A 19,192-nucleotide genomic window follows, 5' to 3' on the forward strand; every position below is an offset into this window, starting at 1 on the left:
CATCCGATTCCGATCCTGGAGCGATTCTCACCATGAAAGCCATCGAAATCACCGAATTCGGCGCCCCCGACGTGCTGAAGCTCGCGGAGCGTCCGCGCCCCGAACCGAAGCGCGGCGAGGTGCTGATCAAGGTGGCGGCTTCCGGCGTGAACCGGCCCGACGTGTTCCAGCGCAAGGGCGCCTATGCGCCGCCGCCGGGTGCATCGGATCTGCCGGGCCTCGAGGTCGCGGGCGAGATCGTCGGCGGCGACGTGTCCGATGCGGCGCTGAACCCGTTCGGCCTGAAGCTCGGCGATCGCGTGTGCGCGCTGCTCGCGGGCGGCGGCTATGCCGAATATGCGGTTGCGCCGCTGCCGCAGTGCCTGCCGGTGCCGGACGGCCTCACCGATATCGAGGCCGCCTCGCTGCCCGAAACGTTTTTCACCGTTTGGAGCAACGTGTTCGACCGTGCGCAGCTTGGCGCGGGCGAAGGCGGCGAACAGGAGACGCTGCTCGTGCAGGGCGGCTCCAGCGGCATCGGCGTGACGGCGATCCAGATCGCGCATGCGCTCGGCTTTCGCGTGTTCGCGACGGCCGGCACCGCCGACAAGTGCCGCGCGTGCGAGGCGCTCGGCGCCGAGCGCGCGATCGACTACAAGACCGAAGACTTCGTCGAGGTCGTGAAGTCGCTGACGCACGATCGCGGCGTCGACGTGATCCTCGACATGGTGGCGGGCTCGTACGTGCCGCGCGAGCTGTCCGCGCTCGCGGACGGTGGCCGTCTCGTGCTGATCGCGCTGCTCGGCGGCGCGAAGGCCGAGGTCAACCTGAACGAGATCCTGCGCCGCCGGCTGACGGTGACGGGCTCGACGCTGCGCCCGCGTCCGGTCGAGTTCAAGGCGCGCATCGCCGCGCAGTTGAAGGCGCGCGTGTGGCCGCTGCTGGCCGACGGTCGCATCAAGCCCGTGATCTATCGTGTGCTGCCGGCCGGCGAAGCCGCGCAGGCGCATGCGCTGATGGAAAGCGGCGAGCACATCGGCAAGATCGTGCTCGATTGGGGTACGAACGCGTGACGGCCCGCGCAGCGGGCTTGACATACGCGGTTTGACCGGTTCAAGCCGCGCGCAGTAAAATCGCGGGTTTGCTTCGCCAGATCCAACCTGACGGCCGGGTTCCGGCACGTTAATGACAAGATAGTGACGAGACAGACACGATGTCGAAACAACGAACAAAGCGAGTGATCGGCAACTGGAAGATGCACGGCCGGCTGGCCGGCAACCAGGCGCTGCTGAACGAAGTGGTGCAGGGTGCGGGCGCGGTGGCGGCTGAAACGTCGATCGGCGTGTGCGTGCCGTTCCCGTATCTCGCGCAGGTTCAGGCGCAGCTCGGCGGTGGCCGTGTCGCGTTCGGCGCGCAGGACGTGTCCGCGCACGAGCAAGGCGCGTTCACCGGCGAGGTGGCGGCCGCGATGGTGGCGGAGTTCGGCGCGCAGTATGCGATCGTCGGCCATTCGGAGCGTCGCGCGTATCACGGCGAAAGCAGCGAGACGGTCGCCGCGAAAGCGCAACGCGCGCTCGCGGCAGGCCTCACGCCGGTCGTGTGCGTCGGCGAGACGCTCGACGAGCGCGAGTCGGGTGCGACCGAGCAGGTCGTCGGTGCGCAGCTCGACGCGGTGCTGGCCGTGCTGACGGCTGACGAAGCTGCCCGCATCGTCGTCGCGTACGAGCCGGTCTGGGCGATCGGTACGGGCAAGAGCGCGACGTCGGCGCAGGCGCAGGACGTGCACGCGTTCCTGCGGTCGCGTCTCGCGGCGAAGGGTGCAGCGGACGTGTCCGTGTTGTACGGCGGCAGCGTGAAGCCGGACAACGCGGAAGAGCTGTTCGCGCAGCCGGACATCGACGGCGGCCTGATCGGCGGCGCGTCGCTGAAGGCGGAAGATTTCCTGGCGATCTGCCGGGCCGCGCGTTGAGCGGTCCGAGATCGAATTGAACCATGACGGCGGCCGGTCGGTCCGGTCGCCCGATCCAATCGGGTGGGTGTGATGCTGTTATTCAAGACGTTGATTATTGTGGTGCAGGTACTGTCTGCGCTCGGTGTGATCGGGCTCGTGCTGCTGCAGCATGGCAAGGGTGCCGACATGGGCGCCGCGTTCGGCAGCGGCGCGTCGGGCAGCCTGTTCGGTGCGACGGGCTCGGCGAACTTCCTGTCGCGCACGACGGGCATTCTCGCGGCGATCTTCTTCGTCGCGACGCTCGCGCTGACGTACCTCGGTTCGTACAAGTCGACGCCGTCGGCAGGCGTGCTCGGCACGGCAGTGACCGCGCCGGCATCGGCGCCCGCCGCATCGGCGCCGGCTGTCGCGGCGTCCGCCGCAGCCGGTTCGGCCGCAAGCGCGCCGGGCCAGGATGTCCCGAAATAAAAAGTTAATTTTTTTGCGGTTGTGCGTTGAACAAATCCGGAACTCGGGTTAGAATTTAATTCTTGAAGCGATTCGCGGGAACAAGCAGCACAACCCGAGTTGCATGCAGTGCCGACGTGGTGAAATTGGTAGACACGCTATCTTGAGGGGGTAGTGGCGAAAGCTGTGCGAGTTCGAGTCTCGCCGTCGGCACCAAAGTTACTCAATGCCAGCCGCTTCTAGTGGCTGGCATTTTTCATTTCTGGGGTGGGCTTGCGGTTGTCTTGCGATCGCCTGTACTCCGAAATGATTCCTTCCGCCGGAAGTGGTATTCTCCGGACGCTCAGAACCAACCGATAGAGGATTGCCTTGAACCTCGCAGCCTATTACCCCGTCTTGTTGTTCCTCCTCGTGGGCACTGGTTTAGGTATAGCGCTGGTCAGCATCGGCAAGCTCCTTGGTCCCAACAAGCCGGACGTCGAGAAGAACGCACCGTACGAGTGCGGCTTCGAAGCCTTTGAAGACGCCCGGATGAAGTTCGACGTTCGGTATTACCTCGTCGCCATCCTGTTCATCATCTTCGATCTCGAAACCGCATTCCTGTTCCCGTGGGGCGTCGCGCTCCGGGACATCGGCTGGCCGGGTTTCATCGCAATGATGATTTTTCTGCTCGAATTCCTGCTGGGCTTTGCCTATATCTGGAAGAAAGGCGGCCTCGACTGGGAGTGATGGGTTAATCGCCGGTTTGCATGGGCGGCCACGCTCGGTCGCTCGTCTGGAGTGGAAAGCAAATGAGTATCGAAGGGGTCTTGAAGGAAGGGTTTGTCACCACGACGGCTGACAAGCTGATCAACTGGACGCGTACCGGCTCGCTGTGGCCGATGACGTTCGGGCTCGCGTGTTGCGCCGTCGAGATGATGCATGCGGGTGCGGCCCGTTACGATCTGGACCGGTTCGGCGTCGTGTTCCGTCCGAGCCCGCGTCAGTCGGACGTGATGATCGTCGCCGGCACGCTGTGCAACAAGATGGCGCCCGCGCTGCGCCGCGTGTACGACCAGATGGCCGAGCCGCGCTGGGTGATCTCGATGGGGTCGTGCGCGAACGGAGGTGGTTACTACCACTACTCGTACTCGGTGGTCCGCGGCTGCGACCGGATCGTGCCGGTCGACGTCTACGTGCCGGGCTGTCCGCCCACGGCCGAGGCGCTGGTCTACGGCGTGATCCAGCTTCAGGCGAAGATCCGCCGCACCAATACCATCGCCCGTCAATAAAGCCCCGAGCGTCCCCTCAATATGGCAAGCAAAATCGAGACCCTGAAGGCAAACCTCGAAGCCGCGCTCGGCGCGCGCGTGGTGAGCCTCACCGAAGCGATCGGTGAACTGACGCTCGTCGTGAAGGCGAGCGATTACCTCGAAGTCGCAAAGACGCTGCGCGACGATCCGAAGCTCCGTTTCGAGCAACTGATCGACCTCTGCGGCGTCGACTACCAGACCTTCGGCGACGGCGCCTACGACGGCCCGCGCTTCGCGGCCGTGTCGCACCTGCTGTCGGTCACGAACAACTGGCGCCTGCGCCTGCGCGCATTCGCGCCGGACGACGATCTGCCGATCGTGGCGTCGCTGGTCGACGTCTGGACCTCGGCGAACTGGTACGAGCGCGAAGCGTTCGACCTGTACGGCATCGTGTTCGAAGGCCACCCCGACCTGCGCCGCATCCTCACCGACTACGGCTTCATCGGTCACCCGTTCCGCAAGGACTTCCCAGTGTCGGGCTACGTCGAAATGCGTTACGACCCGGAAGAGAAGCGGGTCGTGTACCAGCCGGTGACGATCGAGCCGCGCGAAATCACGCCGCGCGTGATCCGCGAGGATCGCTATGGCGGTCTGAAACATTAAGGGGGCGTCATGGCAGAAATCAAGAACTACACGCTCAACTTCGGCCCGCAGCACCCGGCAGCGCACGGCGTGCTGCGCCTCGTGCTCGAGCTCGACGGCGAAGTCATCCAGCGTGCCGATCCGCACATCGGCCTGCTGCACCGCGCGACCGAAAAACTCGCGGAATCCAAGACCTTCATCCAGTCCGTGCCGTACATGGACCGTCTCGACTACGTGTCGATGATGGTCAACGAGCACGGCTATGTGCTCGCGATCGAAAAGCTGCTCGGCATCGACGTGCCGGAGCGCGCGCAGTACATCCGCGTGCTGTTCGACGAAATCACGCGCGTGCTGAACCACCTGATGTGGATCGGCGCGCACGCGCTCGACGTCGGCGCGATGGCCGTGTTCCTGTACGCGTTCCGCGAACGCGAAGACCTGATGGACGTGTACGAAGCGGTGTCCGGCGCCCGGATGCACGCGGCCTACTATCGTCCGGGCGGCGTCTATCGCGATCTGCCTGACGCAATGCCGCAATACAAGGCGTCGAAGATTCGCAACGAGAAGGCGCTCGCGAAGATGAACGAAGCGCGCAGCGGCTCGGTGCTCGACTTCATCGACGATTTCTTCACGCGCTTCCCGAAGTGCGTCGACGAATACGAAACGCTGCTGACCGACAACCGGATCTGGAAACAGCGTCTGGTCGGGATCGGCGTGGTGAGCCCGGAACGTGCACTGCAGATGGGCCTGACGGGCCCGATGCTGCGCGGCTCGGGCATCGCGTGGGACCTGCGCAAGAAGCAGCCCTACGAAGTGTACGACCGGATGGATTTCGACGTGCCGGTCGGCGTGAACGGCGATTGCTACGACCGCTATCTGGTGCGCGTCGAGGAAATGCGCCAGTCGATCCGCATCGCGAAACAGTGTATTGAGTGGCTCCGCAAGAATCCGGGCCCGGTGATGACGGACAATCACAAGGTTGCCCCGCCGTCGCGCGTCGGCATGAAGACCAACATGGAAGACTTGATTCACCACTTCAAGCTCTTCACCGAAGGTTTCCATGTGCCGGAAGGCGAAGCGTACGCGGCGGTCGAGCATCCGAAGGGCGAGTTCGGCATCTATCTCGTGTCCGACGGCGCCAACAAGCCGTATCGCCTCAAGATTCGCGCGCCGGGTTTCGCGCACCTGGCGTCGCTCGACGAAATGGCGCGCGGTCACATGATCGCCGACGCCGTCACGATCATCGGTACGCAGGACATCGTGTTCGGCGAAATCGATCGCTAATGGTTGCGCCGCCCGCGCGCGCGGGCGGCGAGCAGTCAGTCGCACGCGGAGTCACAAGCGGTATGCGCCGAACCGGCGCGGCTTCGCAAGCTGTCAACAGAGTGAGCGCCAGGTCTGCCGTCCATGCACCCCAGTGTGCGGCAGGTTGTTCGTTCGGTAGGAATTGAAAGAGTCGTGTCTGAAAATGATCTCAGCTGAAGGCCTGAAGGAAATCGATCGAGCGTTGACGAAGTATCCCGCCGATCAGAAACAGTCCGCCGTGATGTCGGCGTTGGCCGTGGCTCAAGAAGAGCATGGCTGGCTGTCGCCCGAACTGATGCAGTTCGTCGCGGACTATCTCGGCATGCCGGCCGTCGCCGTGCAGGAAGTCGCGACGTTCTACACGATGTACGAGCTCAAACCGGTCGGCAAGCACAAGATCACGCTCTGCACGAACCTGCCGTGCCAGCTCGGCCCGCACGGCGGCGCGGAAGCGACTGCCGACTACCTGAAACAGAAGCTGGGCATCGGCTTCGGCGAGACCACGCCCGACGGCAGGTTCACGCTGAAGGAAGGCGAATGCATGGGCTCGTGCGGCGATGCGCCGGTGCTGCTGGTGAACAATCACAGAATGTGCAGCTTCATGAGCCGCGAGAAGATCGACCAGCTGCTTGAGGAGCTCTCGAAATGACGTCCCTCCACGACCGTCACATCAAACCGCTGATCCTCGCTGGTCTGAACGGCGAGAACTGGCACCTCGAAGACTACGTTGCGCGCGGCGGCTACAAGCAACTGCGCCGCATTCTCGAAGAAAAGATTCCGCCCGAGCAGGTGATCGCCGACGTGAAGGCGTCGGGCCTGCGCGGCCGCGGCGGTGCGGGCTTCCCGACCGGCCTGAAGTGGAGCTTCATGCCGCGTCAGTTCCCGGGGCAGAAGTACCTCGTCTGCAACTCGGACGAAGGCGAGCCGGGCACGTTCAAGGATCGCGACATCCTGCGCTGGAACCCGCACGCGCTGATCGAAGGCATGGCCATCGGCGCGTACGCGATGGGCATCACCGTCGGCTACAACTACATCCACGGCGAGATCTTCGAAGTGTATCGACGCTTCGAAGCCGCGCTGGACGAAGCGCGCGCGGCCGGGTTCCTCGGCGACAACATCATGGGCTCGGAATTCTCGTTCCAGCTGCACGCGCACCACGGTTACGGCGCGTACATCTGCGGCGAGGAAACGGCGCTGCTCGAGTCGCTCGAAGGCAAGAAGGGCCAGCCGCGCTTCAAGCCGCCGTTCCCGGCGAGCTTCGGCGTGTACGGCAAGCCGACCACGATCAACAACACCGAGACGTTCGCCGCGGTGCCGTTCCTGCTGTCCATCGGGCCGCAGAATTACCTCGAGATCGGCAAGCCGAACAACGGCGGCACGAAGATTTTCTCGGTGTCGGGCGACGTCGAGCGTCCGGGCAACTACGAAGTGCCGCTCGGCACGCCGTTCGCGACGCTGATGGAGCTCGCCGGCGGGATGCGCGGCGGCAAGAAGATCAAGGCCGTGATTCCGGGCGGTTCGTCGGCGCCGGTGATCCCGGGCGACATCATGATGCAGACGGATCTCGACTACGATTCGATCGCGAAGGCGGGCTCGATGCTCGGTTCCGGCGCGGTGATCGTGATGGACGAGACGCGCTGTATGGTGCGCTCGCTGCTGCGCCTGTCGTACTTCTACTACGAGGAATCGTGCGGCCAGTGCACGCCGTGCCGTGAAGGCACCGGCTGGCTGTATCGCGTCGTGAACCGTATCGAGCACGGCGAAGGGCGCCAGGAAGATCTGGACCTGCTGAACTCGGTGGCCGAGAACATCATGGGCCGCACGATCTGTGCGCTCGGCGATGCGGCGGCGATGCCGGTGCGCGGGATGCTCAAGCACTACTGGGACGAATTCGCGTACCACGTCGAGCACAAGCATTGCATGGTCGGCGGTCACGCGCCGCATGTGGCTTCGGCTGCGGCGGCCTGAAGCGAAACACCCGGTTGCGGAATTTGAGCGCACGGTCGGGCGAAGGCGCGAACGGGCGGAAATAGGTTAAGGACCATTCACCATCATGGTTGAACTTGAAATAGACGGCAAGAAGGTCGAGGTGCCCGAAGGCAGCATGGTGATCCAGGCTGCGCACAAGGCGGACACGTACATTCCTCACTTCTGCTATCACAAGAAACTGTCGGTTGCGGCCAACTGCCGGATGTGTCTCGTCGAAGTCGAGAAGATGCCGAAGGCCGTGCCTGCCTGCGCGACCCCCGTGTCGGCCGGCATGATCGTCCGCACGCAGTCCGACAAGGCTGTGAAGGCGCAGCAGTCGGTGATGGAATTCCTCCTCATCAATCACCCGCTCGATTGCCCGATCTGCGATCAGGGCGGCGAATGCCAGCTGCAGGATCTGGCGGTCGGCTACGGCAAGTCGTCGTCGCGCTACTCGGAAGAAAAGCGCGTGGTGTTCCACAAGAACGTGGGCCCGCTGATCTCGATGGAAGAAATGTCGCGCTGCATCCACTGCACGCGCTGCGTCCGCTTCGGCCAGGAAATCGCCGGCGTGATGGAATTCGGCATGCTGGGCCGCGGCGAGCATTCGGAAATCACGACGTTCGTCGGCAAGACGGTCGACTCCGAAATGTCGGGCAACATGATCGACCTGTGCCCGGTCGGCGCGCTGACCAGCAAGCCGTTCCGCTACAGCGCCCGTACGTGGGAACTGTCGCGCCGCAAGTCGGTGAGCCCGCACGATTCCGTCGGCGCGAACCTCGTCGTGCAGGTGAAGAACAACCGCGTGATGCGCGTGCTGCCGTTCGAGAACGAAGCGATCAACGAATGCTGGATCTCGGACAAGGACCGCTTCTCGTACGAAGGCCTGAACAGCGAAGAACGCCTGACGAAGCCGATGCTGAAGCAGGGCGGCCAGTGGATCGAAACCGACTGGCAGACCGCGCTTGAATACGTCGCGAAGGGCCTGAAGGGCATCGCCGCGGATCACGGCGCGAACGCGCTGGCGATGCTCGCGAGCGCGCACAGCACCGCGGAAGAGCTGTTCCTCGTGAAGCAGCTCGCCAACGAACTGAAGACGCCGAACGTCGACTTCCGTCTGCGTCAGCAGGATTTCTCGGCGCCGGTCCAGGGCGCACCGTGGCTCGGCATGCCGATCGCCGACCTGTCGAACGTGGACGCCGCGTTCGTCGTCGGTTCGTTCCTGCGCCGCGACCACCCGCTGTTCGCATCGCGCCTGCGTCAGGCTGCGAAGAACGGCGCGAAGCTGCACTTCCTGCATGCGACCGCCGACGATTCGCTGATCCCGACCGCGCAACGCATCGTCGCCGCGCCGTCCGCATGGCTCGACGAGCTGGCCGGCATCGCCGCGGCCGTCGCGCAACTGCGCGGCGTCGCGCTGCCCGACGCGCTCGCGGGCGTCACCGCATCGGCGGCCGCGCAAGCCGTCGCGCAGTCGCTCGCGAACGGCGAACGCCGCGCGGTGCTGCTCGGCAACGTCGCGGTCCGTCATCCGCAATTCGCGCAACTGCACGCCGTCGCGCAGTGGATCGCCGACAACACCGGCGCCACGTTCGGCTTCCTGACGGAAGCGGCGAACACGGTCGGCGCGCACGTCGTCGGCGCACTGCCGGGCGAAGGCGGCCTGAACGCACGCGAAGCGTTCGCGCAGCCGCGCAAGGGCTACGTGCTGCTGAACGTCGAACCGGAATTCGACACGGCCGATCCGGCACAGGCGCTGGCCGCGCTGAACCAGGCGGAAATGGTCGTCGTGATGTCGCCGTTCAAGCACGGCCTCGACTACGCCGACGTGCTGCTGCCGGTCGCGCCGTTCACGGAAACGGCCGGGACGTTCGTCAACGCCGAAGGCACCGTGCAGAGCTTCAACGGCGTCGTGCGCCCGCTCGGCGACACGCGTCCGGGCTGGAAGGTGCTGCGCGTGCTCGGCAGCCTGCTCGGTCTGCCGAACTTCGAATACGAGACCGCGGAAGAAGTGCGTCTCGCCGCGCTCGGCGACGCCGGCGTCGCGGGCCGCCTGTCGAACCAGACGTCGGTCGCGCCGGCCCGTGCCGCGGCGAATGCCGCGAACGGCGGTTTCGAGCGCCTGGCCGACGTGCCGATCTATCACGCCGACGCGCTCGTGCGCCGCGCGGGTGCGCTGCACCTGACGGCCGCCGCGAAGGCGGCGAACGCCGCAGGCCTGCCGGCCGCGCTGTTCGACAAGCTGGGCTTGAAGGAAGGCGACGCGGTGCGCGTGCGCCAGGGCGAGCGTGCGGTGCAGTTGCCGGCCGTGCGCGACGCGAATCTTGCGGAGACGGTCGTTCGCGTGTCGGCGGCGACGCCTGCCGGCGCAGCGCTCGGCAGCCTGTCCGGTGAACTGGTGGTGGAGAAGGCGTAAATGAGCTTGTTCGATACGATCAACGCGGGCGGGGCCGAGCTTCTCGGCTTCGCGTGGCCGACGGTGTGGGCAGTCGTGCGCATCCTCGTCGTCTCCGTCGTCATCCTGCTGTGCGTCGCGTACCTGATTCTGTGGGAACGCAAGCTGATCGGCTGGATGCACGTGCGTCTCGGCCCGAACCGCGTCGGCCCCGGCGGCCTGCTGCAGCCGATCGCCGACGTGCTGAAGCTGCTGCTGAAGGAAGTCATTCAGCCGAGCGCCGCCAGCCGCTGGCTGTACCTGATCGCGCCGGTGATGACCGTCGTGCCGGCATTCGCCGTGTGGGCGGTGATCCCGTTCCAGGCCGAAGCCGTGCTCGCGAACGTGAACGCGGGCCTGCTGTACGCGATGGCGATCTCGTCGATCGGCGTGTACGCGGTGATTCTCGCCGGCTGGGCGTCGAACTCGAAGTACGCGTTCCTCGGTGCGATGCGCGCCGCGGCGCAGATGGTGTCGTACGAAATCTCGATGGGCTTCGCGCTGGTGCTCGTGCTGATGACGGCCGGCAGCCTGAACCTGTCGGAAATCGTCGGCTCGCAACAGCACGGCTTCTTCGCCGGCCACGGCGTGAACTTCCTGTCGTGGAACTGGCTGCCGCTCTTGCCGGCGTTCGTCGTCTACTTCATCTCGGGCATCGCCGAAACGAACCGTCACCCGTTCGACGTGGTGGAAGGGGAGTCGGAGATCGTCGCGGGTCACATGATCGATTACTCGGGCATGGCGTTCGCGCTGTTCTTCCTCGCCGAGTACATCAACATGATCGTGATCTCGGCGCTGGCGGCGACGCTGTTCCTCGGCGGCTGGGACGCACCGTTCGAATTCCTGTCGTTCATCCCGGGCATCTTCTGGCTGGTGCTGAAGGTCTTCGCGCTGCTGTCGGTGTTCATCTGGGTGCGCGCGACGTTCCCGCGCTACCGTTACGACCAGATCATGCGTCTGGGCTGGAAGGTGTTCCTGCCCGTCACGGTGGTGTGGGTGATCGTGGTCGGCTTCTGGATGATGTCGCCGCTGAACATCTGGGCGAAGTAAGGACGAAATCATGACGGCTATCCAACACTTCTTTAAGACCTTCTTCCTGACCGAGCTGCTGAAGGGGCTCGCGCTGACCGGTCGCTATACGTTCAAGCGCAAGTTCACCGTGCAGTTCCCGGAAGAGAAGACCCCGATTTCGCCGCGTTTCCGTGGGCTGCATGCACTGCGCCGCTACGAGAACGGCGAAGAGCGCTGCATCGCGTGCAAGCTGTGCGAGGCCGTGTGCCCCGCGCTGGCGATCACGATCGAATCGGAAACGCGCGCGGACAACACGCGCCGCACCACGCGCTACGACATCGACCTGACGAAGTGCATCTTCTGCGGTTTCTGCGAAGAGAGCTGCCCGGTCGATTCGATCGTCGAGACGCAGATTCTCGAGTATCACGGCGAAAAGCGCGGCGACCTGTATTTCACGAAGGATATGCTGCTCGCGGTGGGCGACCGCTACGAGAAGGACATCGCAGCGGCGAAGGCTGCCGACGCGCCGTATCGTTGATTGTGTTTGCAGTGCCGGCCCGGCATGAACGATGAACGGGCCGAGCCGCCGCGACGGGTGCGGGCCTTCCGCAAGCCGCGCCTGACTATGGCCTAACGATGAACCGGTAATCATGGAATTCACGACCGTACTGTTCTACATCTTCGCGCTGCTCCTGGTGGTATCAGGGCTGAAGGTGATCACTTCGCGCAACCCGGTGGCGTCTGCGCTTTTCCTTGTGCTGGCGTTCTTCAACGCCGCCGCGATCTGGATGCTGCTGGAAGCGGAGTTCCTCGCGATCCTGCTGGTTCTGGTCTACGTGGGCGCGGTGATGGTGCTGTTCCTGTTCGTCGTGATGATGCTGGACATCAACATCGACTACCTGCGCCGCGACTTCAAGCGCTTCGTACCGATGGCGACCGTGGTCGGCGCGATCATCGTGATCGAAACCGCGCTGATCCTGTGGCGCGGCTACGGCGACACGCACACCGTGCATGCGATGGCGACGGGCGAGATGGCCAACTGGTCGAATACGCGCCTGATCGGCAAGGTGATCTACACCGACTACATCTTCGCGTTCGAAATCGCCGGCCTCGTGCTGCTGGTCGCGATCATCGCCGCGATCGGGCTGACCGAGCGCAAGGGCAAGGACAGCAAGCGCCAGCGCGTGTCGGATCAGGTCAAGGTGCGCCGCAACGACCGCGTGCGCCTCGTGAAGATGGAAGCGGACAAGCCGCAGCCGGAGACGGCGCAGAGCGAAGCCGGCTCGGGCACCAACGGCTAAGCGGAGGAAAAGAAAACCATGCTGACTCTTGCTCACTACCTTGTGCTCGGCGCGATCCTGTTTGCGATCGCGATCGTCGGGATTTTCCTGAACCGCCGCAACGTCATCATCATCCTGATGTCGATCGAACTGATGCTGCTGGCGGTGAACACCAACTTCGTCGCGTTCTCGCATTACCTCGGCGACGTGCACGGCCAGATCTTCGTGTTCTTCGTGCTGACCGTCGCCGCAGCGGAAGCCGCGATCGGCCTCGCGATTCTGGTGACCCTGTTCCGTAAGCTCGACACGATCAATGTCGAGGATCTCGATCAGCTCAAAGGTTAATTTCAGGCTACGCTGTTATGTCAACGACACTCAATGAAAACCTGCTGCTGGCGATTCCGCTCGCTCCGCTGGCCGGCTCGCTGATTGCGGGGCTGTTCGGGAACGCAGTCGGGCGCAAGGGCGCACACCGGATCACGATCCTCGGCGTCATGATCGCGTTCCTCCTGTCGGCGAAAGTCTTCCTCGACGTGATGGGCGGCGCAAGCTTCAACGCGACCGTCTACGAATGGATGAACGTCGGTTCGCTGAAGCTCGAAGTCGGCTTCCTCGTCGATTCGCTGACCGCGATGATGATGGTCGTCGTGACCTTCGTCTCGCTGATGGTGCACGTGTACACGATCGGCTACATGGCGGAAGAAGACGGCTACCAGCGCTTCTTCTCGTACATCTCGCTGTTCACGTTCTCGATGCTGATGCTCGTGATGAGCAACAACTTCCTGCAGCTGTTCTTCGGCTGGGAAGCGGTGGGTCTGGTGTCGTACCTGCTGATCGGCTTCTACTTCACGCGTGAGAGCGCGATCTACGCGAACATGAAGGCGTTCCTCGTGAACCGCGTGGGCGACTTCGGCTTCCTGCTCGGCATCGGCCTGCTGCTCGCGTTCGCCGGCTCGATGAACTACGGCGAAGTGTTCGCGAAGCGCGCGGAACTCGCGAGCCTGCATTTCCCGGGTACCGACTGGGGCCTGCTGACCGTTGCCTGTATCTGCCTGTTCATCGGCGCGATGGGTAAGTCGGCGCAGTTCCCGCTGCACGTGTGGCTGCCGGACTCGATGGAAGGCCCGACCCCGATCTCGGCGCTGATTCACGCGGCGACGATGGTCACGGCCGGCATCTTCATGGTGTCGCGCATGTCGCCGCTGTTCGAGCTGTCGGATACCGCGCTGTCGTTCATCACGGTGATCGGCGCGATCACGGCGCTCTTCATGGGCTTCCTCGGCATCGTCCAGAACGACATCAAGCGCGTGGTCGCGTACTCGACGCTGTCGCAGCTCGGCTACATGACCGTCGCGCTCGGCGTGTCCGCTTACCCGGTCGCCGTGTTCCACCTGATGACGCACGCGTTCTTCAAGGCGCTGCTGTTCCTCGGCGCCGGCTCGGTCATCATGGGCATGCACCACGACCAGGACATGCGCAACATGGGCGGCCTGCGCAAGTACATGCCGATCACGTGGATCACGTCGCTCGTCGGCTCGCTCGCGTTGATCGGCACGCCGTTCTTCTCGGGCTTCTACTCGAAGGACTCGATCATCGACGCGGTGAAGCTGTCGCACCTGCCGGGTTCGGGCTTCGCATACTTCGCGGTCGTCGCGAGCGTGTTCGTCACCGCGCTGTACTCGTTCCGCATGTATTTCCTGGTGTTCCACGGCGAAGAGCGTTTCCGCCATCCGAAGCATCCGGAATCGCCGATGGGCATGGCCGCCGCACATGGCCACGACGATCACGGTCATGACGATCATGGCCACGGCCATGACGACCACGCGCACCAGCCGCACGAGACCCCGTGGGTCGTGTGGGTGCCGCTGGTCTTGCTGGCGATCCCGTCGGTGATCATCGGCGCGATCGCGATCAGCCCGATGCTGTTCGGCGATTTCTTCCAGCACGGCGTCGCATTCGACAAGGTGATCTTCATCGGCGAAAACCATCCGGCGCTGGCCGAGATGGCCGAAGAGTTCCACGGCTGGGTCGGCATGGGCCTGCACTCGGTGTCGGGCCTGCCGGTGTGGCTGGCGCTCGCCGGTGTGGTCGTCGCGTGGTTCCTGTACCTGAAGCGTCCGGAACTGCCGGCGTCGATCCGCCGCGCGTTCGGCCCGATCTACACGCTGCTGGACAACAAGTACTACATGGACAAGATCAACGAAGTGGTGTTCGCCCGCGGTTCGGTGGCGATCGGCCGCGGCCTGTGGAAGGAGGGCGACGTCGTGGTGATCGACGGCCTCGTCAACGGCAGCGCCCGGTTCATCGGCTGGTTCGCCGGCGTGATCCGCTTCCTCCAATCCGGTTACATCTATCACTACGCGTTCGCCATGATCATCGGCATGCTGGGGCTCCTGACCCTGTTTGTAACGCTCGGCGGCAAATAAGGCGGGGAGACAACACTAATGCACGCTTTTCCGATTCTCAGTACCGCGATCTGGCTGCCGATCGTTTTCGGCCTCCTCGTGCTGGCGGTGGGTAACGACAAAAATCCGGGGACGGCCCGCTGGGTCGCGCTGATCGGCGCGCTGCTCGGCCTCGCGGTCACGATCCCGCTGATCACGGGCTTCGACTCGAGCACGGCTGCGCTGCAGTTCGTCGAGAAGTCGACCTGGATCGAACGCTTCGACATTGCGTATCACCTCGGCGTCGACGGCATCTCGATGTGGTTCGTCGTGCTGACCGCGCTGATCACGGTGATCGTCGTGATCGCCGCGTGGGAAGTGATCACCGAGAACGTCGCGCAGTACCTCGCGGCGTTCCTGATCCTGTCCGGGATCATGATCGGCGTGTTCTCGGCGGCCGACGGCCTGCTGTTCTACGTGTTCTTCGAGGCGACCCTGATCCCGATGTACATCATCATCGGCGTGTGGGGCGGCCCGAACCGCGTGTACGCGGCGTTCAAGTTCTTCCTGTACACGCTGGCCGGCTCGCTGCTGATGCTGGTCGCGCTGATCTACCTGTACACGCAGACGCATTCGTTCGACCTCGCGACGTGGCAGAACGCGAAGATCGCGATGACGCCGCAGATCCTGCTGTTCATTGCGTTCTTCCTCGCATTCGCGGTGAAGGTGCCGATGTGGCCGGTGCACACGTGGCTGCCGGATGCGCACGTGGAAGCGCCGACGGGCGGCTCGGTCGTGCTGGCCGCGATCATGCTGAAGCTCGGCGCATACGGTTTCCTGCGTTTCTCGCTGCCGATCACGCCCGACGCGAGCCACTTCCTGGCGCCGGTCGTGATCACGCTGTCGCTGATCGCGGTGATCTACATCGGCCTCGTCGCGATGGTGCAGGCCGACATGAAGAAGCTGGTCGCGTATTCGTCGATCGCGCACATGGGCTTCGTCACGCTCGGCTTCTTCATCTTCAACCAGCTCGGCGTCGAAGGCGCGATCATCCAGATGATCTCGCACGGCTTCGTGTCGGGCGCGATGTTCCTGTGCATCGGCGTGCTGTACGACCGCGTGCACTCGCGCCAGATCGCCGATTACGGCGGCGTCGTCAACGTGATGCCGAAGTTCGCGGCGTTCGCGATGCTGTTCTCGATGGCCAACTGCGGCCTGCCGGGTACGTCGGGTTTCGTCGGCGAGTTCATGGTGATTCTCGCGGCCGTCCAGTACAACTTCTGGATCGCCTTCGGCGCGGCATTCACGCTGATCCTCGGCGCGGCCTACACGCTGTGGATGTACAAGCGCGTGTACTTCGGCGCGGTCGCGAACGATCACGTCGCCAAGCTGAAGGACATCGGCCGTCGCGAATTCCTGATGCTGGCCGTGCTCGCCGCGTTCACGCTGCTGATGGGCCTGTATCCGAAGCCTTTCACCGACGTGATGCACGTTTCCGTCGAAAACCTCCTCTCCCACGTCGCGCAGTCGAAGCTGCCGCTGGCCCAGTAATCGCGAGCGGAGGAACTCAAGATCATGCAAAACGCCCCTATGAATGTCCTGTTGCCTGACGCGCTGGTGCTGGCCGCCATCGTCGTCGCATGGCTGAACGACACCTTTACCGGTGCGTCCGGCCGCCGCCTGACCTATCTGATCGCGGTCGTCTCGTCGGTCGTCGCCGGCGTGTGGTTCTCGGTCCAGGCGCTCGACCCGCAGCAGTACTACTTCTTCTCGAAGATGGTCGTCGTCGACTCGTTCGCGAGCACGATGAAGGCCGTCGTGTCGTTCGGTTTCGCGGTGTCGCTCGTCTATTCGCGCAAGTACCTCGAAGACCGCGACATGTTCCGCGGCGACGTGTTCCTGCTTGGCATGTTCTCGCTGCTCGGTCAGCTGGTCATGGTGTCGGGCAACAACTTCCTGACGCTGTACCTCGGCCTCGAACTGATGTCGCTGTCGCTGTACGCGGTCATCGCGCTGCGCCGCGACGCCGCCCAGTCGAGCGAAGCCGCGATGAAGTACTACGTGCTGGGCGCGCTCGCGTCGGGCTTCGTGCTGTACGGCATCTCGATGCTCTATGGCGCGACCGGCTCGCTCGAGCTCGGCGAGGTGTACAAGGCGGTCGGCGGCAACACCGACGCGGCCGTGCTGATGTTCGGCGTGGTCTTCATCGTCGCCGGTATCGCGTTCAAGCTGGGCGCCGTGCCGTTCCACATGTGGGTGCCGGACGTCTACCAGGGCGCACCGACCGCGATGACGCTGTTCGTCGGCGGCGGCCCGAAGGTTGCCGCGTTCGCATGGGGCCTGCGCTTCCTGGTGATGGGCCTGCTGCCGCTCGCGCAGAACTGGCAGACCGCGCTCGTGATCCTCGCCGCGCTGTCGCTGATCGTCGGCAACATCACCGGTATCGTCCAGCGCAACATCAAGCGGATGCTCGCGTACTCGGCGATCTCGAACATGGGCTTCGTGCTGCTCGGCCTGCTCGCCGGCATCGTGAAGGGCGACGCGGCGGCGCCGGCGAACGCGTACAGCTCGGCGATGTTCTACGCGATCGTCTACCTGATCACGACGCTCGGCTCGTTCGGCGTGGTGATGCTGCTCGCGCGCCGCGATTTCGAAGCGGAAACGATCGACGACTTCAAGGGCCTCAACAAGCGCAGCCCGGTGTTCGCGTTCGTGATGATGGTCATGATGTTCTCGCTGGCCGGCATCCCGCCGACCGTCGGTTTCTACGCGAAGCTCGCCGTGCTCGAGGCGACCGTCAACGCGGGCCTCACGTGGCTGGCCGTGCTGGCCGTGATCACGTCGCTGTTCGGCGCGTTCTACTACCTGCGCATCGTGAAGCTGATGTACTTCGATGCGCCGCAGGATTCGACGCCGATCTCCGGCGATTTCTGCAAGCGCACGATCCTCGTGCTGAACGGCCTGGCCGTCGTCGTGCTCGGCCTGATCCCGAGCCCGCTGCTGACCGCCTGCCTGCAGGCAATCCGTCACACGCTGCCGCTGTAATGTCGGCAGCCGGCTGGTTCATCGTGCTGTTGGCGCTCGTCTGCGCCAACCTGCCGTTCCTGAACCAACGCCTCTTCGCCGTCGTGCCCTTCGGCGCGACGAAGAAGAACGCGTGGGTGCGGATCGGCGAGCTGATCGTGCTGTACTTCATCGTCGGCGCGCTCGGCTTCTGGCTCGAGTCGCGCGCCGGCAACCGCTTCGAACAGGGCTGGCAGTTTTACGCGATCACGTTCAGTCTCTTCGTCGTGTTCGCGTTTCCCGGCTTCACGTTCCAGTATCTCGTCAAACGACGCTGACGGCTTCGGCCGTCCGTCGTGCTCATTCAGGAGCCGCCGATGGCCGAACTACCCAATCACGACGCCGCACTGACCGAAACCTGCCTCGAAAGCGAGGCGATCTTCGAAGGCGCGTTCCTCAAGCTCAAGCGCGACACCGTCCGTCTGCCGGACGGCAAGAAGGCCACGCGCGAATACGTGCAGCACCCGGGCGCGGTGATGGTGATCCCGCTGTTCGACGACGGCCGCGTGCTGATGGAGAGCCAGTTCCGCTATCCGATCGGCAAGGTGATGGCCGAATTCCCGGCCGGCAAGCTCGACCCGAACGAAGGCGCGCTTGCGTGCGCGGCGCGCGAACTGCGCGAGGAAACCGGCTACACGGCGCGCGAATACGTGTTCCTGGCCCGCATTCATCCGATCATTTCCTATTCGACCGAATTCATCGACCTGTACCTCGCGCGCGGGCTCACGGCCGGCGAGCGCAAGCTCGACGAAGGCGAATTCCTCGAAACCTTCACCGCGACGCTGGCCGACCTGCAGGAATGGGTGCGCACGGGCCAGATCTCCGACGTGAAGACGATCATCGGCACGATGTGGCTCGACAAGGTGCTGTCCGGCGCGTGGCCGCTCGGGCCGGTCGTCACGCCCTGAGCATGGCGTCAGCGGCGGGCGGGGCGCCGCGTTACAATCCGGTGACGCGGTGCGTTCGCGCCGCGCGATCGAGATTTAGCACGACCGTTCACAAAACCGCTTTTTGCGCTACACTCGTCACACGCCCTGATTCAGCATGAAGGTCCTCGATTTACAGTGTCCGCACGGTCATCGGTTCGAAGGCTGGTTCGCTTCCGCCGATGAATTCGAAGCGCAGTTGTCCCGCAAGCTGGTCGAATGCCCGGTGTGCGGAACGACGGAGATCAACCGGATGCCGTCGGCGCCGCGCCTGAACCTGTCGGGCGCGACGCAGCCGCAGCCGGCCGATCCGCGTGCGCTGCAGGCGCAGGTGATGCGCGCGCTGCGCGAGGTGCTGGAGAAGACCGAGAACGTGGGCGAGCGCTTCGCCGAGGAAGCGCGGCGCATCCATTACAACGAGGCGCCCGCACGCAGCATTCGCGGCGTCACGACGCCGGAGGATGCGCAGTCCTTGGTCGAAGAAGGCATCGACGTGATGCCGCTGCCGATTCCTGCCGCGCTGAAAGAACCGCTGCAATGACGTACGCAGTGTGTCCTTGGCCGGGCCGG

Annotated in this window: 20 protein-coding genes and 1 tRNA gene; all 21 read left to right on the forward strand. The window is 64.2% G+C overall.

Going from position 1 to position 19,192, the window contains the following annotated elements; all coding sequences use genetic code 11:
- The first annotated feature begins 32 nt into the window (after positions 1–32).
- The gene (locus HWX55_RS24720) at positions 33–1,052 is read left to right on the forward strand and encodes an NAD(P)H-quinone oxidoreductase (protein ID WP_175977639.1); all 1,020 of its coding nucleotides are present in this window, start codon (positions 33–35) and stop codon (positions 1,050–1,052) included.
- A gap of 140 nt (positions 1,053–1,192) precedes the next feature.
- A complete protein-coding gene (tpiA, locus tag HWX55_RS24725) occupies positions 1,193–1,948 on the forward strand; it encodes a triose-phosphate isomerase (protein WP_175977640.1) in 756 nt (251 codons plus the stop codon).
- Positions 1,949–2,020: 72 nt separating this feature from the next.
- The gene (gene secG / locus HWX55_RS24730; RefSeq protein ID WP_175977641.1) at positions 2,021–2,398 is read left to right on the forward strand and encodes a preprotein translocase subunit SecG; all 378 of its coding nucleotides are present in this window, start codon (positions 2,021–2,023) and stop codon (positions 2,396–2,398) included.
- A gap of 110 nt (positions 2,399–2,508) precedes the next feature.
- Positions 2,509–2,593 (forward strand) — tRNA-Leu (locus HWX55_RS24735).
- A gap of 153 nt (positions 2,594–2,746) precedes the next feature.
- Positions 2,747–3,106, forward strand: a complete 360-nt coding sequence (locus HWX55_RS24740) for an NADH-quinone oxidoreductase subunit A (protein ID WP_006398798.1) — start codon at positions 2,747–2,749, stop codon at positions 3,104–3,106.
- 62 nt (positions 3,107–3,168) lie between these two features.
- Positions 3,169–3,648, forward strand: a complete 480-nt coding sequence (locus tag HWX55_RS24745; protein WP_006398799.1) for an NADH-quinone oxidoreductase subunit B — start codon at positions 3,169–3,171, stop codon at positions 3,646–3,648.
- Positions 3,649–3,669: 21 nt separating this feature from the next.
- Positions 3,670–4,272: an NADH-quinone oxidoreductase subunit C gene (locus tag HWX55_RS24750; protein WP_124700460.1), complete on the forward strand. Its 603-nt coding sequence runs from the start codon at positions 3,670–3,672 to the stop codon at positions 4,270–4,272.
- A gap of 9 nt (positions 4,273–4,281) precedes the next feature.
- Positions 4,282–5,535 (forward strand): NADH-quinone oxidoreductase subunit D, encoded by a 1,254-nt coding sequence (locus HWX55_RS24755; protein ID WP_034184888.1) that lies wholly within the window; start codon positions 4,282–4,284, stop codon positions 5,533–5,535.
- Between the two features lie 184 nt (positions 5,536–5,719).
- Positions 5,720–6,205, forward strand: a complete 486-nt coding sequence (gene nuoE, locus HWX55_RS24760) for an NADH-quinone oxidoreductase subunit NuoE (RefSeq protein WP_050016470.1) — start codon at positions 5,720–5,722, stop codon at positions 6,203–6,205.
- The gene (gene nuoF / locus HWX55_RS24765; protein WP_017331620.1) at positions 6,202–7,524 is read left to right on the forward strand and encodes an NADH-quinone oxidoreductase subunit NuoF; all 1,323 of its coding nucleotides are present in this window, start codon (positions 6,202–6,204) and stop codon (positions 7,522–7,524) included. The genes nuoE and nuoF overlap by 4 nt, the downstream gene beginning before the upstream one ends.
- An 85-nt stretch (positions 7,525–7,609) precedes the next feature.
- Positions 7,610–9,940: an NADH-quinone oxidoreductase subunit NuoG gene (gene nuoG, locus HWX55_RS24770; RefSeq protein ID WP_175977642.1), complete on the forward strand. Its 2,331-nt coding sequence runs from the start codon at positions 7,610–7,612 to the stop codon at positions 9,938–9,940.
- Entirely contained in the window at positions 9,941–11,008 is a 1,068-nt protein-coding gene (gene nuoH, locus HWX55_RS24775; protein ID WP_089468016.1) for an NADH-quinone oxidoreductase subunit NuoH, read from the forward strand.
- 10 nt (positions 11,009–11,018) lie between these two features.
- Positions 11,019–11,507 carry an NADH-quinone oxidoreductase subunit NuoI gene (gene nuoI / locus HWX55_RS24780; protein ID WP_006484869.1) on the forward strand — a complete coding sequence of 163 codons (489 nt, stop codon included), beginning with the start codon at positions 11,019–11,021 and terminating at the stop codon, positions 11,505–11,507.
- 112 nt (positions 11,508–11,619) lie between these two features.
- Positions 11,620–12,270 (forward strand): NADH-quinone oxidoreductase subunit J, encoded by a 651-nt coding sequence (locus HWX55_RS24785; protein ID WP_011545812.1) that lies wholly within the window; start codon positions 11,620–11,622, stop codon positions 12,268–12,270.
- Between the two features lie 18 nt (positions 12,271–12,288).
- Positions 12,289–12,594 (forward strand): NADH-quinone oxidoreductase subunit NuoK, encoded by a 306-nt coding sequence (gene nuoK, locus HWX55_RS24790; RefSeq protein ID WP_006478272.1) that lies wholly within the window; start codon positions 12,289–12,291, stop codon positions 12,592–12,594.
- A gap of 17 nt (positions 12,595–12,611) precedes the next feature.
- Positions 12,612–14,675, forward strand: coding sequence for an NADH-quinone oxidoreductase subunit L (gene nuoL, locus HWX55_RS24795; protein ID WP_175977643.1), 2,064 nt, complete (start codon positions 12,612–12,614; stop codon positions 14,673–14,675).
- Between the two features lie 18 nt (positions 14,676–14,693).
- Entirely contained in the window at positions 14,694–16,184 is a 1,491-nt protein-coding gene (locus HWX55_RS24800) for an NADH-quinone oxidoreductase subunit M (RefSeq protein WP_050016477.1), read from the forward strand.
- 39 nt (positions 16,185–16,223) lie between these two features.
- Positions 16,224–17,678, forward strand: a complete 1,455-nt coding sequence (gene nuoN, locus HWX55_RS24805) for an NADH-quinone oxidoreductase subunit NuoN (RefSeq protein WP_175886159.1) — start codon at positions 16,224–16,226, stop codon at positions 17,676–17,678.
- Positions 17,678–17,974, forward strand: coding sequence for a DUF2818 family protein (locus tag HWX55_RS24810; RefSeq protein ID WP_006484867.1), 297 nt, complete (start codon positions 17,678–17,680; stop codon positions 17,972–17,974). Before nuoN ends, HWX55_RS24810 begins: the two co-directional genes overlap by 1 nt.
- A 39-nt stretch (positions 17,975–18,013) precedes the next feature.
- Positions 18,014–18,604 (forward strand): NUDIX hydrolase, encoded by a 591-nt coding sequence (locus HWX55_RS24815; RefSeq protein WP_124554868.1) that lies wholly within the window; start codon positions 18,014–18,016, stop codon positions 18,602–18,604.
- Between the two features lie 136 nt (positions 18,605–18,740).
- Entirely contained in the window at positions 18,741–19,163 is a 423-nt protein-coding gene (locus HWX55_RS24820) for a DUF1178 family protein (RefSeq protein ID WP_050016483.1), read from the forward strand.
- The last annotated feature ends 29 nt before the right edge of the window (positions 19,164–19,192 follow it).

It is taken from the genome of Burkholderia sp. BCC1047, assembly GCF_902833155.1.
Classification (GTDB): domain Bacteria; phylum Pseudomonadota; class Gammaproteobacteria; order Burkholderiales; family Burkholderiaceae; genus Burkholderia; species Burkholderia sola.